Source organism: Thermomonas sp., assembly GCF_020850895.1.
In the GTDB taxonomy this organism is placed as follows: domain Bacteria; phylum Pseudomonadota; class Gammaproteobacteria; order Xanthomonadales; family Xanthomonadaceae; genus Thermomonas.
This window is the reverse complement of the sequence record NZ_JADZDS010000125.1, coordinates 1-18,257: the sequence shown is the minus strand read 5'-3', so window position 1 is coordinate 18,257 and position 18,257 is coordinate 1. Positions and strand designations below refer to the sequence as shown.

Sequence of the window (18,257 nt, the reverse complement as noted above, 5' to 3'; positions counted from 1 at the left end):
GAACCTCGAATAACCTCGGATATCTGGCTCGAGGCTCCAGTGAGCATCTTCAAGTCATTGAATACAAAGGCAATGGATTCCCGCTTTCGCGGGAATGACGAGCAAAAACCAGTTATTCGAGGTTCCCGTAGAGCGCGAACATCAGCCTGCCTCACGCAGCGCGGCCAGTGCCTGCACGCGGCGGCCGTAATGGATCGATATCCACGGCATCACCGCTCCCAGCAGGCCGTATGCGAGGCCCGGCAGGGCATGCATCCAGCCCCTGTCTACGGGAATGACCAAGGCCAGCACTATCGACAGCGCTGCGCAACCGACCAGCACCAAGTGGGCGACAACTTCCGCGTGCGTGGCCAGTCGTTCGGCCGCATCCAATCGCAGGGCATCCGCCTTGCGCAGCGCATGCGCGTTCATCCAAGCGATGAGCGTCGCCAGCACCGCGAAGCCCACGCCGTAGATCACGAAGATCAAACGGAACTCGGTCATGCTCGACACCTTGAATTCACTGGGGGCCCAGCCGCCGGTGAAGAACATCATCGCCGCCGACATCACCATCCGCAGCGGGTACACGTAGAACATGGTCGCCGCGACCAGGGTCAGGCTGAGGAAGACGATGGTGCCGTCCTCCAGGCCGAAGTTGCGGCTGAAGCGATGATGCCCTTGCCAGAACAAGGCGAGGATCGCGAATCCGGCGAGGAACGCCGGCAGTCGGCGCAGCGCGTCATACAACTCGGCGAAGCTGGACGGCATCGCGTCGAACGACACCACCAGCAAGGTCACTGCGAAGGCGAACGCCGCATCGACGAAGGTTTCCAGCCGCGTCACCTGCTCGCCGCGCTGGCGCACACCGCCTTCCACCGGCAGTTTCGACAGGTCCATGAACGCATCCAGGGTGTCCCGGCGACGATGGTAATCGATCGGCACTCCGTTGCTACACTGCCGACATGAGCTTCTCCGCCATCTCCCTCACCGGCAGCAAGCCGGAACAATACGAACAACTCCTGCGGCAAGCGCACGCGCTGCTGCACGGCGAGCGCGACCGCATCGCCAATGCCGCCAACCTGTCGGCGCTGGTGTATCACGCGCTACCCGACCTCAACTGGGTCGGGTTCTATTTTTTCGACGGTACCGAACTTGTGGTCGGCCCGTTCCAGGGCCTGCCGGCCTGCGTGCGCATCCCGCTGCACAAGGGCGTCTGTGGCGCAGCAGCGCGCACTCGCGAAACCCAGCGGGTCGAGGATGTGGACGCCTTCCCCGGCCATGTCGCCTGTGATTCGGCCAGTCGTTCGGAACTGGTCGTCCCGCTGTTCAAGAACGACAGGCTGATCGGTGTGTTCGACCTCGACAGCCCGCGGCTCGCGCGCTTCGATGCCGATGACCAGCACGGACTGGAAGCCATCGCCGCCTTTTTTCTGGAGTCAGTGGAATGACCGACAAACTCCGCAACATCGGCCCCAAATCGGCTGCCTGGCTGCGCCAGGTCGGTTTGCGCAGCCGCGGGGACCTTGCCGCCATCGGTGCTGCCGCGGCCTTCGTGAAGGTGCGCCGTGCCGGCTTCAAGCCCAGCTTGAACTTGCTTTACTCCCTCGAAGGCGCGCTGCTCGATTGCCACTGGCAGGAGGTGCCGGAAGCGCGTCGCAGCGAACTTTCCCGGGTCGTCGAGGACGCACTGGCAGCCCTGCCACCGCCGCGCGGTCGCCCGGCCGCCGCGCCAGTACACGTGACGCATCACGAAGAAGCTGCGATGCCCGCGCCCAGCCTGTTCGATGACGAGCGCGGCACAACCAGCGAAGGCTGATCCACGCTGCTGCGCAAACCCGTTACAATACCGCCGCTTCAGGTGATCCCGCGGCGATAGCCCGCCGCAGGATTGAAACGGGAAGCCGGTGACGATGTGCCTCGTGCGCATCCATTCCGGCGCTGCCCCCGCAACGGTAAGCGAGACAAGCTCGACAACGGCCACTGTGCATTGCATGGGAAGGCGTCGAGCGGGAACGTCGAATGGCGTTCCGCCCGCGAGCCCGGAGACCGGCCCGAAGCACGTCTGGTTGCGATGCGGCGGGCATCGCGCGAGTTGCGTGCTTGCGCCTTGTCGCCTGCGCCGATCCGCCGATTTCCTCCGCGCCGTGACCGCCTTCCCCCACCAAGGCGCGCGGGCGTGCGCGCCGGAGACCCTCATGCACCTGCAATCCACCCTCCGCCTTGCTGCACTGGCAACCGCCTGCCTCGGCTGCAACACCCTGGCTGCACAAGAACATGATCCGACCTCATTGGATCCGGTCGTCGTCACCGCCACCCGTACTGCCACCACGGTCGATGCATCGCTGGCCGCGGTCGAGGTGATTGATCGCGAGCAAATCGACGCCAGTGGCGCGTACTCGCTGCCGGACCTGCTGCGCGGACGCGCCGGCATCACCATCGTCAACCAAGGCGGCCCCGGCAAGCTGAGCACCCTGTTCCTGCGCGGTACCGAATCCGACCATACCCTGATCCTGCTGGATGGCGTGCGGATCGGCGCGACCACCGCGGGCTTCGCCGCGCTGCAGGACATCCCGCTGGATCAGATCGAGCGCATCGAAATCGTGCGCGGTCCGCGTTCCTCGCTGTACGGTGCGGACGCCATCGGCGGCGTGATCCAGATCTTCACCCGTCGTGGCAGCCGCCAGGGCGTGCACGGCCATGCCCGCCTCGCCGCGGGTAGTCACGGCTTGCGCGAAGCCTCCGCCGGCATCGACATCCGTGGTGCGCGCGGCGGCGTCGGTCTTGATCTTGCGCACCAGTCCACCAACGGCATCAATGCCTGTTCCGGCACCTACGATCCCAACACCTGGATCGGCGCCGGCTGCTTCATCGTGCCCGGTACCCATCTCGACCGCGACGGTTACCGCAACAACAGCGTCACCCTGCGTGCCGACTACGCGCCCAACACGCAATGGCAGTTCGATGGGCGCGCGTTCCGTGCCACCGGCCACAACGACTACGATGGCGATTACACCGACAATTCGGACGTCCTGCAGCAGGTGGTCGGCGGGCGCGTCCGCTGGTCGCCGACGACGGCGGTGCAGGTGGCATTGACGGTCGGTCGCAACGTCGACGCATCCGACAATTACCTCGGACATGCCTTCGTCAACAGCTACCGCAGCACGCGCAGCAGCGCCAGTGTGCAGGGGGATTTCACCGTCGCCCGCGGGCAGGTGCTGACCGCAGGATTCGACTGGCTGCGCGACACTGCCAACGTGGTCGACCCGTGGTCTCCGTTTGCCCCCACGCGCGGCAACCGCGCCGTGTTCGTGCAATATCAGGGCGATTTCGGCAGCCACGATTGGCAGCTGAGCCTGCGCGAGGACAACAACGACCAGTTCGGCAGCCACGTCACCGGCGGCATCGCCTGGGGCCATGACTTCGGCAGCGGTTGGCGGATCACGGCCAGCCACGCCACCGCGTTCAAGGCGCCGAGCTTCAACGAACTGTATTACCCCGGCTACAGCAATCCGTTGTTGCGCCCGGAACGTTCCGACAGCAGTGAGCTGTCGCTGGCCCGCAGCGGTGACGGCTGGCGCGTTCAGGCCAATGCCTATGTCACCTCGGTCCACGACCTGATTGCATGGGACGCGACGATCTTCAAACCCGGCAACGTCGACACGGCTCGCATCCGCGGGCTCGAACTGACGGGCGAATTGCAGCGCGGTGATTGGACCGCACGTGGCCAAATCGGCTGGCTGGATGCACGCAACACCAGCGCCGGCTTCGCACATGGCCTGCGACTGGCGCGCCGTCCGAACCAAAGCGCCCGACTCGATCTCGATCGCACGATTGGTGATTGGCGCGTCGGCATCACCGTGATCGGCGAATCCTCGCGCTGGGACGATGTTGCCAATACCCTGCGCGTCGGCGGTTACGGCACCCTCGATGCGCGCGTGCAGTGGCGCTTCGCGCCCGGCTGGACCCTGCAGGGCAACGTCAACAACGCCTTCGACAAGCGCTACGAAACCAGTGCCTGGTACAACCAGCCCGGCCGCACCTTCAGCCTCAGCTTGCGCTGGCAGCCCGACTGAGCGAGCCCATCACCTTCGGCAATGCCCGACAAGGAGGTTGGGCACCCGGTCACATTTCCGGAAATCTCCACGCACGCAGGCTCGCGGAGTGTGCAAGCATCCGGCGCATGAATGCGCGTGCCAACACTTGCGAGGATCTGCGTGACCTTGCCGAACAGGCGACGGGGCAAGCCTATGCCCCGTATTCGCGCCTGCACGTGGGTGCCGCATTGCGCTCGGTGAGCGGCTGGACCTATACCGGCAGCAATGTCGAGAACGCCGCCTTCCCGATCGGCATGTGCGCCGAGCGCGCCGCAATCGCGGCGGCAGTGCAGGCGGAGGGCAGCCACTTCCGTCTCGAGGCCATCGCCGTTGCCGCCGTTTCGGCCAAAGACGGCGAACTCCTGCCCATCACACCCTGCGGCGCCTGCCGCCAGGCAATCGTCGAGTTTGGTCCCGATGCCTTGGTCAGTTTTCATACCCCGGAAGGCGCTTGGCTGGAAATCAGCGCCGACGCGCTGCTGCCTTACCGATTCAGCTTCCCGCAGGCGTAAGGCGCCGAGCCTCAGGCGTCCAGCCATTCCCATGCCGGCACCACTGCTGGGGCACCCTCCCCCAGCGTGAATGCCGCCTGCACCTGTGCCACCGCGCGCTCGGCCGCGTCTCGGGTGCGCGCGTGCGCGATCCCCAACGGCTGACCCACCTCGACGCGCTCGCCCTGTTCGCAAATCTCCGACAGGCCCACCGCAGAGTCGATGCTGGCCAATGGCGTGCGGCGCCCGCCCCCCAGGTCAATCACGCATTCACCCAAACCACGCACGTCGATCCCCTGCACGACACCTGCGCGTTGCGCAGGAATCACCACCTGCACCGGCGCAATCGGCAGGTGGTGGCCTGGGTGCTCCAGCACATCCGCCGGTCCGCCCAACGCCGCCACCATGCGTGCAAAGCGCTCGGCGGCCGCGCCGCTGGCCAGCGCCCGTTCGAGCCGCGCGTGCGCGTCTTCGTCATCGTCCGCCAGCCCGCCGAGACAGAGCAAGCGTGCCGATTCCGTCAACACCAACGCGCGCAGCCGCGGGCAGGACGGCGCGCCCATCAGCAGGTCGAGGATGGCGCGCACCTCCAGCGCATTACCGGCATCGCGCCCCAACACCTGCCCCATGTCCGACAGCAAAGGCGCCAGGGTCAACCCACTGCCGCTGGCCACGTCCCGCATCCGCGTCGCCAAGGCGATCGCATCCGCCCACTCCGGCGTCTGCGCACCGTTACCGACCTTGACGTCCAGCACCAGCGCCTGCGCGCCGCCAGCGAGCTTCTTTGAAAGGATCGACGCAACGATCAACTCGGGCACGTCCACCGTGGCCGTCACATCGCGAATCGCGTACAGCCGTCGATCAGCCGGCACCAGATCATCGGTCTGGCCAATCACCGCACAACCCACCTCGCGCACCACCGCGCGCAGGCGATCTGGCGTGGGATAGGCGTTGTAGCCGGGCAGGCTTTCGAGTTTGTCCAGCGTGCCGCCGGTGTGGCCCAGACCGCGCCCGGAGAGCATCGGCACAAAGCCGCCGCAGGCCGCCACCAGCGGCGCCAGCGCAAGACTTACGCAATCGCCGACGCCACCGGTGGAATGCTTGTCCAGCGCCGGGCCGGGCAGATCGTCCCAGTTCAGGCTGCGACCGGAATCCCGCAGCGCCAGGGTGAAGTCGCTGCACTCCTGCGCCTCCATCCCGCGCAGCGCCACCGCCATCGCGAACGCACCGACCTGCCCCTCGCTCCAACGCCCACTGCCAATGCCCTGTGCCAGTGAATGGAGTTGCGCGGCATCCAGCCTGCGGCCCTGGCGCTTGGCGCGGATCAGGGCTGCGGCAGGCCAATCGGTCATTCCACCGTCACCGACTTGGCCAGATTGCGCGGCTTGTCCACATCGGTGCCGCGCGCCAGCGCCACGTGGTAGGCCAGCAGTTGCACCGAAATGGCGTGCACGAGCGGCGACAACTCGCCGATGTGGCGCGGCGTGCGGATCACGTGGACGGCGTCGCTGGCGCCGAAGCTGCTGTCGGCATCGGTGAACACGAACATCTGGCCGCCGCGGGCGCGCACTTCCTGGATATTGGATTTCACCTTTTCCAGCAGGGCATCATCGGGGGCGATCACGACCACCGGCATCGCCTCGTCCACCAGCGCCAGCGGGCCGTGCTTGAGCTCGCCGGCCGGATAGCCTTCGGCGTGGATATAGGAGATTTCCTTGAGCTTGAGCGCACCTTCCAGCGCGATCGGGTAGTGCAGGCCACGGCCGAGGAACAGCGCGTGCTCGCGCGGGGCGAAGCGTTCGGCCCAGGCAGCGATCTGCGGCTCCAGGTTGAGCGCGTGCTGGACGCTGCCCGGCAGGTGGCGCAACTCGTCCAGCAATCCGGCTTCGCGTTCGCCATCGATGCGTCCGCGCAGTTTGCCCAGCACACCTGCCAGCGCGAACAGCGCCACCAGCTGGGTGGTGAAGGCCTTGGTCGAGGCCACCCCGATTTCGGCGCCGGCACGGGTCAGGAACAGCAAGCGGCTGGCCCGCGGAATCGCACTTTCCGGCACGTTGCAAATCGCCAGCGTGGTCGCGGCGCCGGACGCCTTGGCGTGCTTCAGCGCCTCCATCGTGTCCAGGGTTTCGCCGGACTGCGAGATGGTGACGATCAGCTGGCGTGGATTGGCGACCACCTCGCGGTAGCGGTACTCACTGGCAATATCGACCGCACAGGGAATCCCGGCGATGGCCTCGATCCAGTAACGCGCCACCAGCCCCGCGTAGTAACTGGTGCCACAGGCAAGGATCTGCACGGAATCGACATCGGCAAGCAGCCTGCCCGCATCAACGCCGAACAGGGCCGGATCGCAGCCACCCGCCGCCACGATACCTTCCAGGGTGTCGGAGATGGCCCGTGGCTGCTCGTGGATCTCCTTTTGCATAAAGTGGCTGTAGGGGCCCAGCTCCAGCGATGCCAGCGACACATCCGACAGGTGGACCTGGCGCTCGATCGGCGCATCGTCGGCGTCGAACACCTGCACGCCATCGCAGGTCAGTTCGGCGGTGTCGCCCTCTTCGAGGAAGATGACCCGGCGCGTGGCCGACACGATGGCCGACACATCGGAGGCCACGAAGTTCTCGTCGTCCCCGAGACCAATCAACAGCGGGCAGCCCATGCGCGCGGCCACCATCGTCGACGGATCGCGCTTGTCGATCACCGCCAGCGCGTAGGCACCGTGCAATTCCTTCACCGTTTGCTGCAATGCACCGAGCAGGCTCGCGCCCTGCGCGCGGTAATGGTGGATCAGGTGGGCGACCACCTCGGTGTCGGTCTGCGATTCGAACGTGTAGCCGAGTGCCTGCAGGCGCGCGCGCTGCGCCTCGTGGTTTTCGATGATGCCGTTGTGCACCAGCGCCAATTCGCCATGGCTGACGTGCGGATGCGCGTTGGACTCGGTGACGCCACCGTGGGTGGCCCAGCGGGTGTGGCCGATCCCGAGGTGTGCATGCACGCCTTCGGCCGCCGCGGCCGCCTCCATTTCGGCGACGCGCCCGGTGCGACGCACCCGCCGCACGGCGTCATCCTCGACCACGGCGATCCCGGCCGAATCGTAGCCACGGTATTCCAGCCGTTTCAGGCCATCGACCAACAACGGGACGACATCACGGTTGGCAATGGCACCGACGATTCCGCACATGCGGCAATGCTCCTGAGGCGAACGCGCAGTTTAAGGCAACGCCGATTTGTTCGGCGTTGCCTACCGACCAGGGATGGTCGGCCGGGAATTGATCGCTTCGTTGATTGATTCCGATGCGCCTTGGGCCCAAACCTCACTCGACCTACCCGCCGCTGCCCAACGCACCGGATCCGACCTCGCGGACGCCCGATCCCAGCGGACGGACAGCTACAAGCAAAATTAAATCCATATATATCAGTAGGGTAGCGTTGGCACGCTTGTTGCGTAACTGTGGGCATGGACACGCCGCACACGCCCGAACAGACGCCCGACCGCCGCCGCATCCGCGACACCGCCGGACAGGATCAGGTCCTCGCCGCCAGTAGCGCCTCCGGCCTACGCAAGCGCGGCGGCGTGATCGTCGGCAGTGTTGCACTGCTGGCTGCTGCCGGCTGGGTCGCCTCGAGCTGGCTGGGTGGCGCGCAGTCCTTCGACAGCACGCGCATCCGCATCGCCGAGGTCAAGCGCGGCGACCTGGTCCGCGACCTCAGCGCCGAAGGCCGGGTCATCGCGTCCAACAGCCCCACCCTGTATGCCATCGCCGCCGGCACCGTGCGCTTGTCCATCGTGGCCGGCGACAAGGTGATCAAGGGCCAGACGTTGGCCGTGATCGACAGCCCGGAGTTACGCAGCACGCTGGTGCAGGAGGAATCCACTCTCGCCAGCCTTGAGGCCGAGGCCAGCCGCGCCCTGCTGGATGCGCAGATCACCCGCGCCAATGCACAACGTGCGCTGGAGCAGGCCGAAATCGACCGCACCGCGGCGATGCGCGACCTCGAACGCTACCAACGCGCCTATGCCGGTGGCGCGGTGTCGCAGAACGATCTGTCGCGGGCGCAGGACATGCTGAAGAAAGCCGACATCGGCCTGGCCGCCGCCCGTCGCGACAGCCAGCTGCAAGGCGCGGGCGCAGGCTTGGATGCACGCAACAAGCAACTGCAGGCACAGCGCCAACGTGCCGTGGTGGATGAGGCACGCCGCCAGGTCGACGCCCTCACCCTGCGTGCGCCGTTCGATGGTCAGGTCGGCCAGGTGCAGGTGCCGCAGGGCACCAGCGTCACCGCCAACGGCCCGGTGCTGAGCGTGGTGGACCTCAGCCGGTTCGAGGTCGAGATCAAGGTCCCGGAAAGCTTCGCCCGCGACCTCGGCATCGGCATGCCGGCGCAGATCAGCGCCAACGATGTGCGCTACGCCGGTGAAATTTCCGCAGTGTCACCCGAAGTGGTGAACGGTGAAGTCACTGCCCGCGTGCGTTTCGCGCAAGGCAAGCAACCGCCCGAGCTGCGCCAGAACCAGCGCCTGTCGGTGCGGATCGTGATGGACACCCGCAGGAATGTGCTGCAGGTCGAGCGCGGTCCGTTCGTGGAACAGGACGGCGGCCGCGTTGCCTACGTCGTCGATGGCAGCACCGCAACACGGCACCCGATCCGCCTCGGCACCTCGAGCCTGGCCGCCGTGGAAATTCTCTCCGGACTGAACGCCGGTGACCGCATCGTGGTCTCCGGCAGCGACCAGTTCGACAACGCGGACCGCGTCCGCATCTCTGGCAACTGAAGGAACAACTCGCCATGAACACGACTCTCTCGCAAGCTCCCCGATTCCGCTGGACCCCGCAGCAATTGGCCGATGCCGTGCCACTGCGCCTCACTCAACTGATCGATTTCAATGCCCTGCGCAGTTCTACGCCAGCCGCTGCCAACAGCGCGCACTGCAATCAACGCTCCCAGACTGGCTATCTGCCCACGCCTTCCGGCACGAATGCGTTTCGCGTTCGCTGACCTCACCAAACCCAAGGAACCGCCCCCATGCTCCACATGCAGCAAGTCACCAAGGTCTACCGCACCGAATTGGTGGAAACCCACGCCCTGCGCTCGCTCGACCTGCACGTGGCCGATGGTGAGTTCGTCGCGGTCACCGGTCCGTCTGGCTCAGGCAAGACCACCTTCCTCAATATCGCCGGACTGCTTGAGGAATTCACCGGCGGCACGTACTCGCTCGACGGCGTCAACGTCAAAGGCCTGTCCGACAACGCCCGCAGCAAGCTGCGCAACGAGAAGATCGGATTCATCTTCCAGGGCTTCAACCTGATTCCCGATCTCAACCTGTTCGACAACTGCGACGTGCCGTTGCGCTACCGCGGCATGACGGCCGCCGAGCGCAAGCTGCGGATCGAGGATGCGCTGGGCCTCGTTGGCCTCGGCTCACGCATGAAGCACTATCCGGCGGAACTCTCAGGCGGGCAACAACAGCGTGCCGCCATCGCCCGCGCCCTCGCCGGCAGCCCGCGCCTGCTGCTGGCCGACGAACCCACTGGCAACTTGGATTCGCAGATGGCGCGCAGCGTGTTGGAACTGCTGGAGGACATCAATGAACAAGGCACGACCATTGTGATGGTGACCCACGACCCCGAGCTCGCCGCGCGCGCGCAGCGCAATGTGCACATCGTCGATGGCATGGCCACCGATCTCAGCGTGGCACCTGTACTCGCCCGCGCCGCACCCGTCGCAACCGCTTCACTTTGAAAGCCCCTCTCCCCCCAGGGAGAGGGGTTGGGGTGAGGGTTCGGCACGCGCCGGGACCCAGCCCCACCAAACCCTCATCCGGCGCGTTGCGCCACCTTCTCCCGGAGGGAGAAGGAAACACAGGAACCCTGCCATGTTCGGCTACTACCTCAACCTCGCCCTGCGCAGTTTCAAGCGCAACAAGGTGCTGACCGCACTGATGGTGCTGGCGATCGCACTCGGCATCGGCGCATGCATGACCACGCTGACGGTGTTCCATGTGCTGTCCGGCGACCCGATCCCAAGCAAGAGCGACCGTCTGTACTACGTCCAACTGGATCCACAGACGATGCGCGGCTATCGACCCGGTGATGAGCCCCCCGCCCAAGTAACCCGGTTCGATGCAGAAGCATTGCTGCGCGAACGCCGCGGTGACCGCCAGGCGCTGATGACCAGCGGTAGCGTTTCGGTCACCCCGGGACGCGCCGGGCTGATGCCCTTCCTCAGTGACGCCCGTTATGCAAGCGCAGACTTCTTCCCGATGTTCGCCGTGCCATTCCTGTACGGCAATGGCTGGACCGCGAAACAAGACGATGCCCACGCGCGGGTGGCCGTGATCTCGAAGTCGCTCAACCAGCGCCTGTTCAACGGCGCCAACAGCGTGGGCAACACACTGCGACTGGACCAAAGCGACTTCACCATCGTCGGCATACTCGACGACTGGAAGCCGATCCCGGCGTTCTATGACATGAACCAGGACACCTACGGCGACCGCGAAGACGTCTTCCTGCCGTTTTCCACCTCGCGCGATCTGCAGATGGCACGCGGCGGTAGCCTGGACTGCTGGAATGACCCCCACGACGACCCAACCGGCCTCAACGCGCCCTGCGTGTGGATCCAGTACTGGGTCCAGCTCGACACGTCGGCACAGGCCCAAGCCTATCGCGATTATTTGACCCGCTATTCCGAACTGCAACGCAAGGCTGGGCGCTACGAACGGCCCACCAGCATTCGCCTGCGCAAGGTCATGGAATGGCTGCAGTTCAACAAGGTGGTGCCCAGTGATGTCGTGATGCAACTCTGGCTCGGCTTCGGCTTCCTGCTGGTCTGCTTGGTCAATACCGTCGGCCTGTTGCTGGCCAAGTTCTTGCGCCGCAGTGGCGAAATCGGCGTGCGCCGCGCACTGGGCGCATCGCGCATGGAAATCTTCAAGCAATGCCTGATCGAGGCCGGGATGATCGGCGTGGCCGGTGGCGTTGTCGGCTTGGGCTTGTCGTTGCTGGGCCTGTGGGCAGTGCGCCTGCAACCGGCCAGCTACGCCAAGCTTGCGCATCTCGACGTCGGCATGTTGCTGGTCACGTTTGTGCTGGCCATCGCCGCCAGTCTGCTGGCGGGCCTGTTGCCGGCTTGGCGGGCGATGCAGGTGACGCCGGCCATTCAACTGAAGTCGCAATGACCCTGCTTTCTCCTGCGCCCCTCTCCCCGTTGGAGTGGGGCATCAAGCTCCCGGAGCACACCATGGAAATCCGTCCCATCCTGTCCACGCTGGCGCGACACAAGACCGCTGCCGCCTTGATCGTGCTCGAAATCGCACTGACCTGCGCCATCATCTGCAATGCCCTGTTCATGATCGGTGACCGCCTAACGCAGATCCACGAGAGCAGCGGCATCGCTGAGAACGAACTGGTGCGTATCCAGATCACCGCCATCGGCAATGACCCCGATACCGTCGCCAGGACCCGCACCGACCTGGCTGCGCTGCGCGCGATCCCGGGCGTCAAGGACGCCACCATCGTCAACCAGGTGCCGTTCGTGAACATGTCCTGGAACAGCGGCGTGAACGTGACGCCGGGCCAGGAACAGTCCACCCTCCATGCCACGCTGTACATGGCGGAAGAGCACTTCCTCGAGACCTTCGGCGCCAAGCTTGTCGCCGGTCGAGACTTCAACGCCGACGAGTACCTCGACTACGACATGGTGCAAAAGTCGGGCGCAGCCTCTGCCGTCCCCTCCGTGATCATCACCCGGAAGATGGCAGAAAAACTGTTCCCCGGCGTGCCGCCTGCACACTTGATCGGCAAGCCCATCTACACCGACGGCATGGCACCTACCCGCATCGTCGGCGTACTCGACCACCTTGTCCGCCCCGGCATGCAAGGTGGGCCGTCGGCACGTGAATACTCGATGGTCTTGCCCATCCGCACGCATTACAACGTCGGTGGCAACTACGTCATCCGCACCGAGCCAGGCCGCCGTGCCGAGGTGCTGGAGGACGCAAAGCGGGTGCTGCGCGCGCAAGGCAACGACCGCATCATCCTCGACAGTAACAGCAAGAGTTTCGAAGAACTGCGCAACGCGTTCTACCAAGCCCCGCGTTCGATGGCCTGGTTGCTCGGCGCAGTCTGCGTGGGACTGCTGCTCATCACCGCACTCGGCATCGTCGGCCTCGCCAGCTTCTGGGTGCAGCAACGCACCAAGCAGATCGGCATCCGGCGCGCATTGGGTGCCACCAAGGGCCAGATCCTGCGCTACTTCCAGACCGAGAACTTCCTGCTGGCCGGGATCGGCATCGCACTGGGCATGCTGCTGGCCTTCGCCCTCAACCAACTGCTGATGAGCAAGTACGAGCTGCCGCGGCTGCCGCTGTACTACCTGCCGATCGGCGCGCTGGCGCTGTGGCTGCTGGGCCAGATCGCGGTATTCGGCCCCGCCCGTCGCGCAGCCTCTGTGCCGCCGGCCATCGCCACCCGTTCGGCCTGAGCCTGCCTCTACAATCCGGCCATGCCCACGATCCTGATCATCGATGACAACCCTGCGGTCGGCACGGCGCTCGAAGTGTTGTTCTCGCTGAATGAGCTGCGCAGCCTACGTGCGGAATCGCCCAAGGCCGGGCTCGACCTGCTTGCACGCGAGCCGGTCGACCTAGTGATCCAGGACATGAACTTCGTCGCCGACACCACCTCCGGCGACGAAGGCGTGGCGTTGTTCCAGCGCATTCGCGAACAGCATCCCGATCTGCCGGTGATCCTGCTCACCGCATGGACGCATCTGGAAGCCGCCGTGGGGCTGATCAAGGCCGGTGCTGCCGATTACCTCGCCAAGCCGTGGGATGACCGCAAGTTGATGGCCACGGTCAACAACCTGCTGGAGTTGGGTGAAGCCCGACACGAACTGGCACAAACCCGCGCCGGCAGCAGGCAACGCCGCAACGCGCTGGAGCGCGACTACGACCTGCGCGGCTTGGTGTTTGCCGATCCTGCCAGCGAATCCGTGCTCAGCCTGGCCTGCCAGGTGGCGCGCGCCGATATCCCGGTGCTGGTCACCGGCCCCAATGGCGCCGGCAAGGAACGCTATGCCGAGATCCTGCACGCCAATTCGGCGGTGAAGGACGGCCCGTTCGTGGCGGTCAATTGCGGCGCCTTGCCCAGCGAGCTGATCGAAGCCGAGCTGTTCGGTGCCGAAGCCGGCGCCTACACCGGCGCCAACAAATCGCGCGAAGGCAAGTTCGAGGCCGCCGATGGCGGTACGCTGTTCCTCGATGAAATCGGCACCTTGCCGTTGGCCGGGCAGGTGAAGCTGCTGCGGGTGCTGGAAACCGGCCGCTTCGAGCGACTGGGCGGCAACCGCGAGCGCAGCGTGAAAGTGCGCGTGGTCAGCGCCACCAATGCCGATCTTTCGGCCTTGATCGCGGAAGGAAAATTCCGCGAGGACCTGTTCTATCGCCTGAACGGCATCGAGCTGCGCATCCCGTCGCTGGCGGCGCGTCCGCGCGATATCCTGCCATTGGCACGGCACTTCCTGCCCGCCGGCAAACGCTTGGGCGAAGACGCCGAGCGCACCCTGCAACGCCATCCGTGGCCGGGCAATGTGCGCGAATTGCGCAACGTCATGCAACGCGCCGCACTGCTGGTGCAAGGCAATACCGTGAGCGCCGCAGATCTCGGCTTGCCGGCTGCGTCACCTCCGGTGCCAGGCAGCGTGGCCGACGAGCCCGACCGTGCCGCGATCGAAGCCGCCTTGGCGCGCAGTGGTGGCGTGCTTGCGCAGGCGGCCGCCGAACTCGGACTCTCGCGGCAAGCGCTGTACCGTCGGCTTGATCGCCTCGGCATCGCCCGCGACTGATGCGCGCGCTCCGCAGCCTGTCGACCGCAGTGAAGCTGACCGCCATCGCGGTGATCGGCATCTTCGGAGCCGCTGGCGGCACCGCGCTGCTGAGTCGCTGGCTGTTGCCTTGGCTTGCGGCTGCGACCTCAGCCGTGGTCATCGGCGGTCTTGTCGGCATCACGATCCGGCGCGTGCTGGCACCGACGCGGGCGCTGTTCCGCGCCCTGGCCGGCACCGTGGCCAGCTATCGGGACGGCGATTTCAGCTTCGGCATCCGCTGGAACGGTGCTGCCGACATCGGCGAGCTGGTTGCCTCCCATAACGCCTTGGGCGATGCCCTGCGCGAACAGCGGCTGGCACTGGTGCAACGCGAGCTGCTGCTGGACACCATGGTGCAGAACACGCCGGTCGCGATGATCCTGGTCGATCCCAACCAGCGCGTGGTGCTCGGCAACCTCGCTGCCCGACGGATGCTGGGCAAGGGGCGTCGCCTGGAAGGTCGTGCGTTCGGCAGTCTCCTGGACGATGCCGAACCTGCGGTACGCGAAGCGTTCGAACGCGGCGGTGACGGCATGTTCACCGTCGGCCGCGAGGACGACGAGGACATCTTCCACCTGTCGCGACGCAGCTTCCGCCTCAACGGCCGCTTGCACGAATTGTTGCTGCTGCGGCAATTGACCGCCGAGTTGCGCCGACAGGAAGTGCAGACCTGGAAAAAGGTCATCCGCGTCATCAGCCACGAGCTCAATAACTCGCTGGCACCGATCGCTTCACTCGCGCATTCCGGCACCGAACTGCTGCGCCGTGGCCAGCATGATCGCCTGCCAGAAGCATTGGCCACCATCGAAGAACGCGCCCGCCACTTGGAAGGTTTCATCCGCGACTACGCGCGTTTCGCCAAGATGCCTGCGCCGCGCACCGCTGCGGTGGAATGGTCGCGCTTCGTCGCGCAACTGCAAACGCAGGTCGAATGCGTCGCTGATCTGCACCCTGCCGATGGCGTGGCGCATTTCGATGCTGCACAGCTGGAGCAGGCACTGATCAACCTGCTGAAGAATGCGCATGAATCCGGCAGTGCGGCCGCCGACGTGCGGCTGTCGATCCGCCGTATCGCCGACGGTTGGCGGATCGATGTGCTCGATCGCGGCAGCGGCATGAACGAAGCGGTATTGGCCAATGCCCTGCTGCCATTCTATTCGACCAAGCGCCACGGTACCGGGCTGGGCTTGGCACTGGCCCGCGAAATCGCCGAAGCCCACGGTGGGCGCATCGCCCTGCTCAATCGCGACGGTGGCGGCTTGTGCGTCTCGATGGTACTGCCCGCGTAGCATCGGTGCCGGGCCCCGCCACCTGCGTGGCCGAGACGGCCTTGCGCTGCGCGGTGTAGTGCCACCACAGTTTCGGCTCGCCACCGTCGATGAAATCGGTGAGTGACAGGAACACGTCGATCACGCAGGGGTCATGCTGCTGGCGCGTGATCAGGCACAACTCGGCGTACATGTCCCAGGCGTTGCGACCGAGCAATTGCTGCGGTTGCTCAATACCCAGCAGGCGCAGATCGCCCGCAATCGACGGCCCGACGTTGGGCAAGTCGGTCAGCACGCGCACCGCCTCGCGCCGGACTTTGGCGGGATTCATGGGGTCTTCTTCTGCGGTCGCTGCCAACTATCCAGGGTTTCCTGCCGCGAGCGCGTCAGCGTCAGCTTGCCGGCAGGCGCATCCTTGCCGATCACCGAGCCGGCGCCGATCGTCGCGCATTCGCCGATGGTGACCGGTGCCACCAACGCACTGTTGGAGCCGATGAAAGCGCCGTCCTCGATCGTCGTCACCGCCTTGTTCACACCGTCGTAGTTGCAGGTGATGGTGCCGGCGCCAATGTTGACGCCCGAACCGACCACGGCATCACCGAGGTAGCTCAGATGATTGGCCTTGCTGCCGGGGCCCAGCGTGGCCTTCTTGGTCTCGACGAAGTTGCCGATGTGCACGCCATCGGCGAGCACGGTGCCGGGACGGAGCCGCGCAAACGGGCCGATCAGCGCCGCGCCGTCCACATTCGCACCCTCGATGTCGCAATGGGCGCGCACCACGCTGCCGGAACCGATCACCGCATCCTTGATCCGGCAAAACGGGCCGATGCGCACGCCAGCGCCCAGCGTCACCTCGCCTTCGAACACGACATCGACATCAATCTCGACATCGCGGCCCACGCTGACGCTGCCACGCACGTCCAGCCGCGCCGGATCGGCCAGCCGCGCGCCGGCGGCGCACAACAGCTTTGCCTGGCGCGACTGGTACGCACGCTCCAGCTGGGCCAGCTGCCATGAGTCATTCGCGCCTTCGGCCTCGATCGGATCGTCGATCAGCACGACTTCCGCCGCGGCAAATTCGTGCGCGGCGGCGGCGAACACGTCGGTCAGATAAAGCTCGCCCTGGGCGTTGTCGGCGCGCACGCCGGACAGCCAGCGCCGCAGCGCTGTCGCCTCGGCCGCGATCATGCCGGTGTTCACCAGCCGGATCCGGCGCTGTTCGTCATCGGCATCGCGCTGTTCGACGATGGCCGCCACGTGGCCCTCGGAATTACGCACGATCCGGCCGTAGCCGGTCGGGTCATCCAACTCCGCCGCCAATACGGCAAGACTGCGTGTGCTGCCAAGCAACCTGCGCAAGGTTTCTGGCGTCACCAGCGGGACATCACCGTACAGCACCAGCACGCGGGCGCCATCGGGAACGCCGGGCATCGCCTGCATGACGGCATGACCCGTTCCAAGCTGCTGCGCTTGGTGCGCCCACTTCAAACCGAAATGATCGGCAAACGCAGCGCGCACGGCATCGCCACCGTGCCCGTACACCAGATGGATGCCAGCCGGTGCCAACGCCCGCGCTGCGTCCAGCGCATGGGCAAGCATCGGCTGCCCGGCGATGCGTTGCAGCACCTTGGGAAGCGCGGACTTCATCCGCTTGCCTTCGCCTGCGGCCAGGATGATGACGTGGAGCGGTTGTGTCATGGGAAGTCCTCGTAGTTGGACGCAATTCTACCGGTCGCGACACGTTGCCCGCTTCAGCGACAATGGCCGCGATGACCCTGACCCGCCACATTCGACGGTATGCCATCAGCGGATTGCTGCAGTGGGCGCTGGAATATGCCCTCGTACTGGTGCTCAGTCAGTGGCTGCTGCCGATCGCAGCCGCCAACGTGATCGGCCGGGTCTGCGGTGCGCTGTTCGGGTTCTGGCTCAACGGGCGCTGGACATTTGCCGGGCAGCGCCACGGGCTGAGCCGCCGCGCCGGCCTGCGATTCGTTCTGGTCTGGATCGTCATGACCGCCCTGAACACCGCCTGGGTTGGTCTCATCGCCCACCACACCGCCCTGCGCACGGCGCAGCTGCTCAAGCCCGTCGGCGACATCATCACCGCCGGCTTGGGCTTTCTGCTGTCACGCCACTGGGTCTATCGGCGCTGAGGATTCGGCCCAAGTAAAACCCCCGACCAGATATCTGATCGGGGGTTTGGGATAAGGCCCTGGCGATGACCTGTTGCAGTCCGCCGCTGCGCGGCGACAGCGCCGGGCGGGTGTGCGCACTCGTCAACGCTGCATCCAAGAAAAACCCCCGACCAGATATCTGATCGGGGGTTTGGGATAAGGCCCTGGCGATGACCTACTCTTGCATGCGGATGCACACTACCATCGGCGCGGCTGCGTTTCACTTCCGAGTTCGGGATGGGATCGGGTGGGACCACAGTGCTGTTGTCACCAGGGAGAGGGTGGAGGGTCGCTCGCTTGTTTAGAAGTCTGCACAAGGATGTGCAGGCTCTTGTGCAGGGACGCACATTAACAGCAGCGCACACGCTCTCAAGGGGGATCTGCAGT

General features: G+C 65.6%; 17 protein-coding genes, 1 rRNA gene and 1 riboswitch. Of the genes, 12 read left to right on the top strand and 6 right to left on the bottom strand.

Annotated features, from left to right (window positions below):
• Positions 1-141: 141 nt before the first annotated feature.
• Positions 142-876 (bottom strand): TMEM175 family protein, encoded by a 735-nt coding sequence (locus tag IT472_RS11185; RefSeq protein WP_297181594.1) that lies wholly within the window; start codon positions 874-876, stop codon positions 142-144.
• Between the two features lie 65 nt (positions 877-941).
• Here IT472_RS11185 and IT472_RS11180 point away from each other — a divergent pair, with 65 nt between their 5' ends.
• The 4 genes from IT472_RS11180 to IT472_RS11165 all read left to right on the top strand — a co-directional run bounded on the left by IT472_RS11180 (position 942) and on the right by IT472_RS11165 (position 4,585).
• Positions 942-1,427, top strand: a complete 486-nt coding sequence (locus IT472_RS11180; protein ID WP_297181592.1) for a GAF domain-containing protein — start codon at positions 942-944, stop codon at positions 1,425-1,427.
• Complete coding sequence (locus tag IT472_RS11175; RefSeq protein ID WP_297181591.1) at positions 1,424-1,795, top strand: TfoX/Sxy family protein; 372 nt, start codon at positions 1,424-1,426, stop codon at positions 1,793-1,795. The genes IT472_RS11180 and IT472_RS11175 overlap by 4 nt, the downstream gene beginning before the upstream one ends.
• Positions 1,796-1,818: 23 nt before the next feature.
• Positions 1,819-2,049, top strand: a riboswitch (cobalamin riboswitch).
• A gap of 125 nt (positions 2,050-2,174) precedes the next feature.
• Entirely contained in the window at positions 2,175-4,052 is a 1,878-nt protein-coding gene (locus tag IT472_RS11170) for a TonB-dependent receptor (protein WP_297181589.1), read from the top strand.
• A 107-nt stretch (positions 4,053-4,159) separates the two neighbouring features.
• Positions 4,160-4,585 (top strand): cytidine deaminase, encoded by a 426-nt coding sequence (locus IT472_RS11165; RefSeq protein WP_297181588.1) that lies wholly within the window; start codon positions 4,160-4,162, stop codon positions 4,583-4,585.
• 11 nt (positions 4,586-4,596) lie between these two features.
• On the opposite strand, the gene IT472_RS11160 is transcribed toward IT472_RS11165, so the two are convergent.
• Together IT472_RS11160 and glmS are read right to left on the bottom strand one after the other, a co-directional pair.
• Positions 4,597-5,916: a thymidine phosphorylase gene (locus IT472_RS11160; protein ID WP_297181587.1), complete on the bottom strand. Its 1,320-nt coding sequence runs from the start codon at positions 5,914-5,916 to the stop codon at positions 4,597-4,599.
• Complete coding sequence (gene glmS, locus IT472_RS11155) at positions 5,913-7,745, bottom strand: glutamine--fructose-6-phosphate transaminase (isomerizing) (RefSeq protein WP_297181586.1); 1,833 nt, start codon at positions 7,743-7,745, stop codon at positions 5,913-5,915. The genes IT472_RS11160 and glmS overlap by 4 nt, the downstream gene beginning before the upstream one ends.
• Before the next feature lie 276 nt (positions 7,746-8,021).
• Here glmS and IT472_RS11150 point away from each other — a divergent pair, with 276 nt between their 5' ends.
• From IT472_RS11150 to IT472_RS11120, 7 genes are all read left to right on the top strand, one after another.
• Positions 8,022-9,338 (top strand): efflux RND transporter periplasmic adaptor subunit, encoded by a 1,317-nt coding sequence (locus IT472_RS11150; RefSeq protein WP_297181584.1) that lies wholly within the window; start codon positions 8,022-8,024, stop codon positions 9,336-9,338.
• Positions 9,339-9,352: 14 nt separating this feature from the next.
• Positions 9,353-9,562, top strand: a complete 210-nt coding sequence (locus IT472_RS11145; RefSeq protein WP_297181581.1) for a hypothetical protein — start codon at positions 9,353-9,355, stop codon at positions 9,560-9,562.
• 27 nt (positions 9,563-9,589) lie between these two features.
• On the top strand, positions 9,590-10,306 hold the full coding sequence (locus IT472_RS11140; protein WP_297181580.1) for an ABC transporter ATP-binding protein: 717 nt from the start codon (positions 9,590-9,592) through the stop codon (positions 10,304-10,306).
• A gap of 133 nt (positions 10,307-10,439) precedes the next feature.
• Positions 10,440-11,741, top strand: coding sequence for an ABC transporter permease (locus IT472_RS11135; RefSeq protein ID WP_297181579.1), 1,302 nt, complete (start codon positions 10,440-10,442; stop codon positions 11,739-11,741).
• Between the two features lie 62 nt (positions 11,742-11,803).
• Positions 11,804-13,045, top strand: coding sequence for an FtsX-like permease family protein (locus IT472_RS11130; protein WP_297181578.1), 1,242 nt, complete (start codon positions 11,804-11,806; stop codon positions 13,043-13,045).
• Between the two features lie 21 nt (positions 13,046-13,066).
• Positions 13,067-14,407 (top strand): sigma-54 dependent transcriptional regulator, encoded by a 1,341-nt coding sequence (locus IT472_RS11125; protein ID WP_297181577.1) that lies wholly within the window; start codon positions 13,067-13,069, stop codon positions 14,405-14,407.
• Positions 14,407-15,717: an ATP-binding protein gene (locus IT472_RS11120; RefSeq protein ID WP_297181576.1), complete on the top strand. Its 1,311-nt coding sequence runs from the start codon at positions 14,407-14,409 to the stop codon at positions 15,715-15,717. Before IT472_RS11125 ends, IT472_RS11120 begins: the two co-directional genes overlap by 1 nt.
• Here the strand turns inward: IT472_RS11120 and IT472_RS11115 are convergent.
• Both IT472_RS11115 and glmU read right to left on the bottom strand, forming a co-directional pair.
• Positions 15,668-16,027, bottom strand: a complete 360-nt coding sequence (locus IT472_RS11115; RefSeq protein WP_297181575.1) for a helix-hairpin-helix domain-containing protein — start codon at positions 16,025-16,027, stop codon at positions 15,668-15,670. The genes IT472_RS11120 and IT472_RS11115 overlap by 50 nt on opposite strands.
• Complete coding sequence (gene glmU, locus IT472_RS11110) at positions 16,024-17,394, bottom strand: bifunctional UDP-N-acetylglucosamine diphosphorylase/glucosamine-1-phosphate N-acetyltransferase GlmU (RefSeq protein WP_297181574.1); 1,371 nt, start codon at positions 17,392-17,394, stop codon at positions 16,024-16,026. The genes IT472_RS11115 and glmU overlap by 4 nt, the downstream gene beginning before the upstream one ends.
• 71 nt (positions 17,395-17,465) lie before the next feature.
• Between glmU and IT472_RS11105 the strand changes: the two genes are divergently transcribed.
• Positions 17,466-17,849, top strand: a complete 384-nt coding sequence (locus IT472_RS11105; RefSeq protein ID WP_297181573.1) for a GtrA family protein — start codon at positions 17,466-17,468, stop codon at positions 17,847-17,849.
• A 183-nt stretch (positions 17,850-18,032) separates the two neighbouring features.
• On the opposite strand, the gene rrf is transcribed toward IT472_RS11105, so the two are convergent.
• A 5S ribosomal RNA gene (gene rrf / locus IT472_RS11100) occupies positions 18,033-18,145 on the bottom strand.
• Between the last annotated feature and the right edge of the window lie 112 nt (positions 18,146-18,257).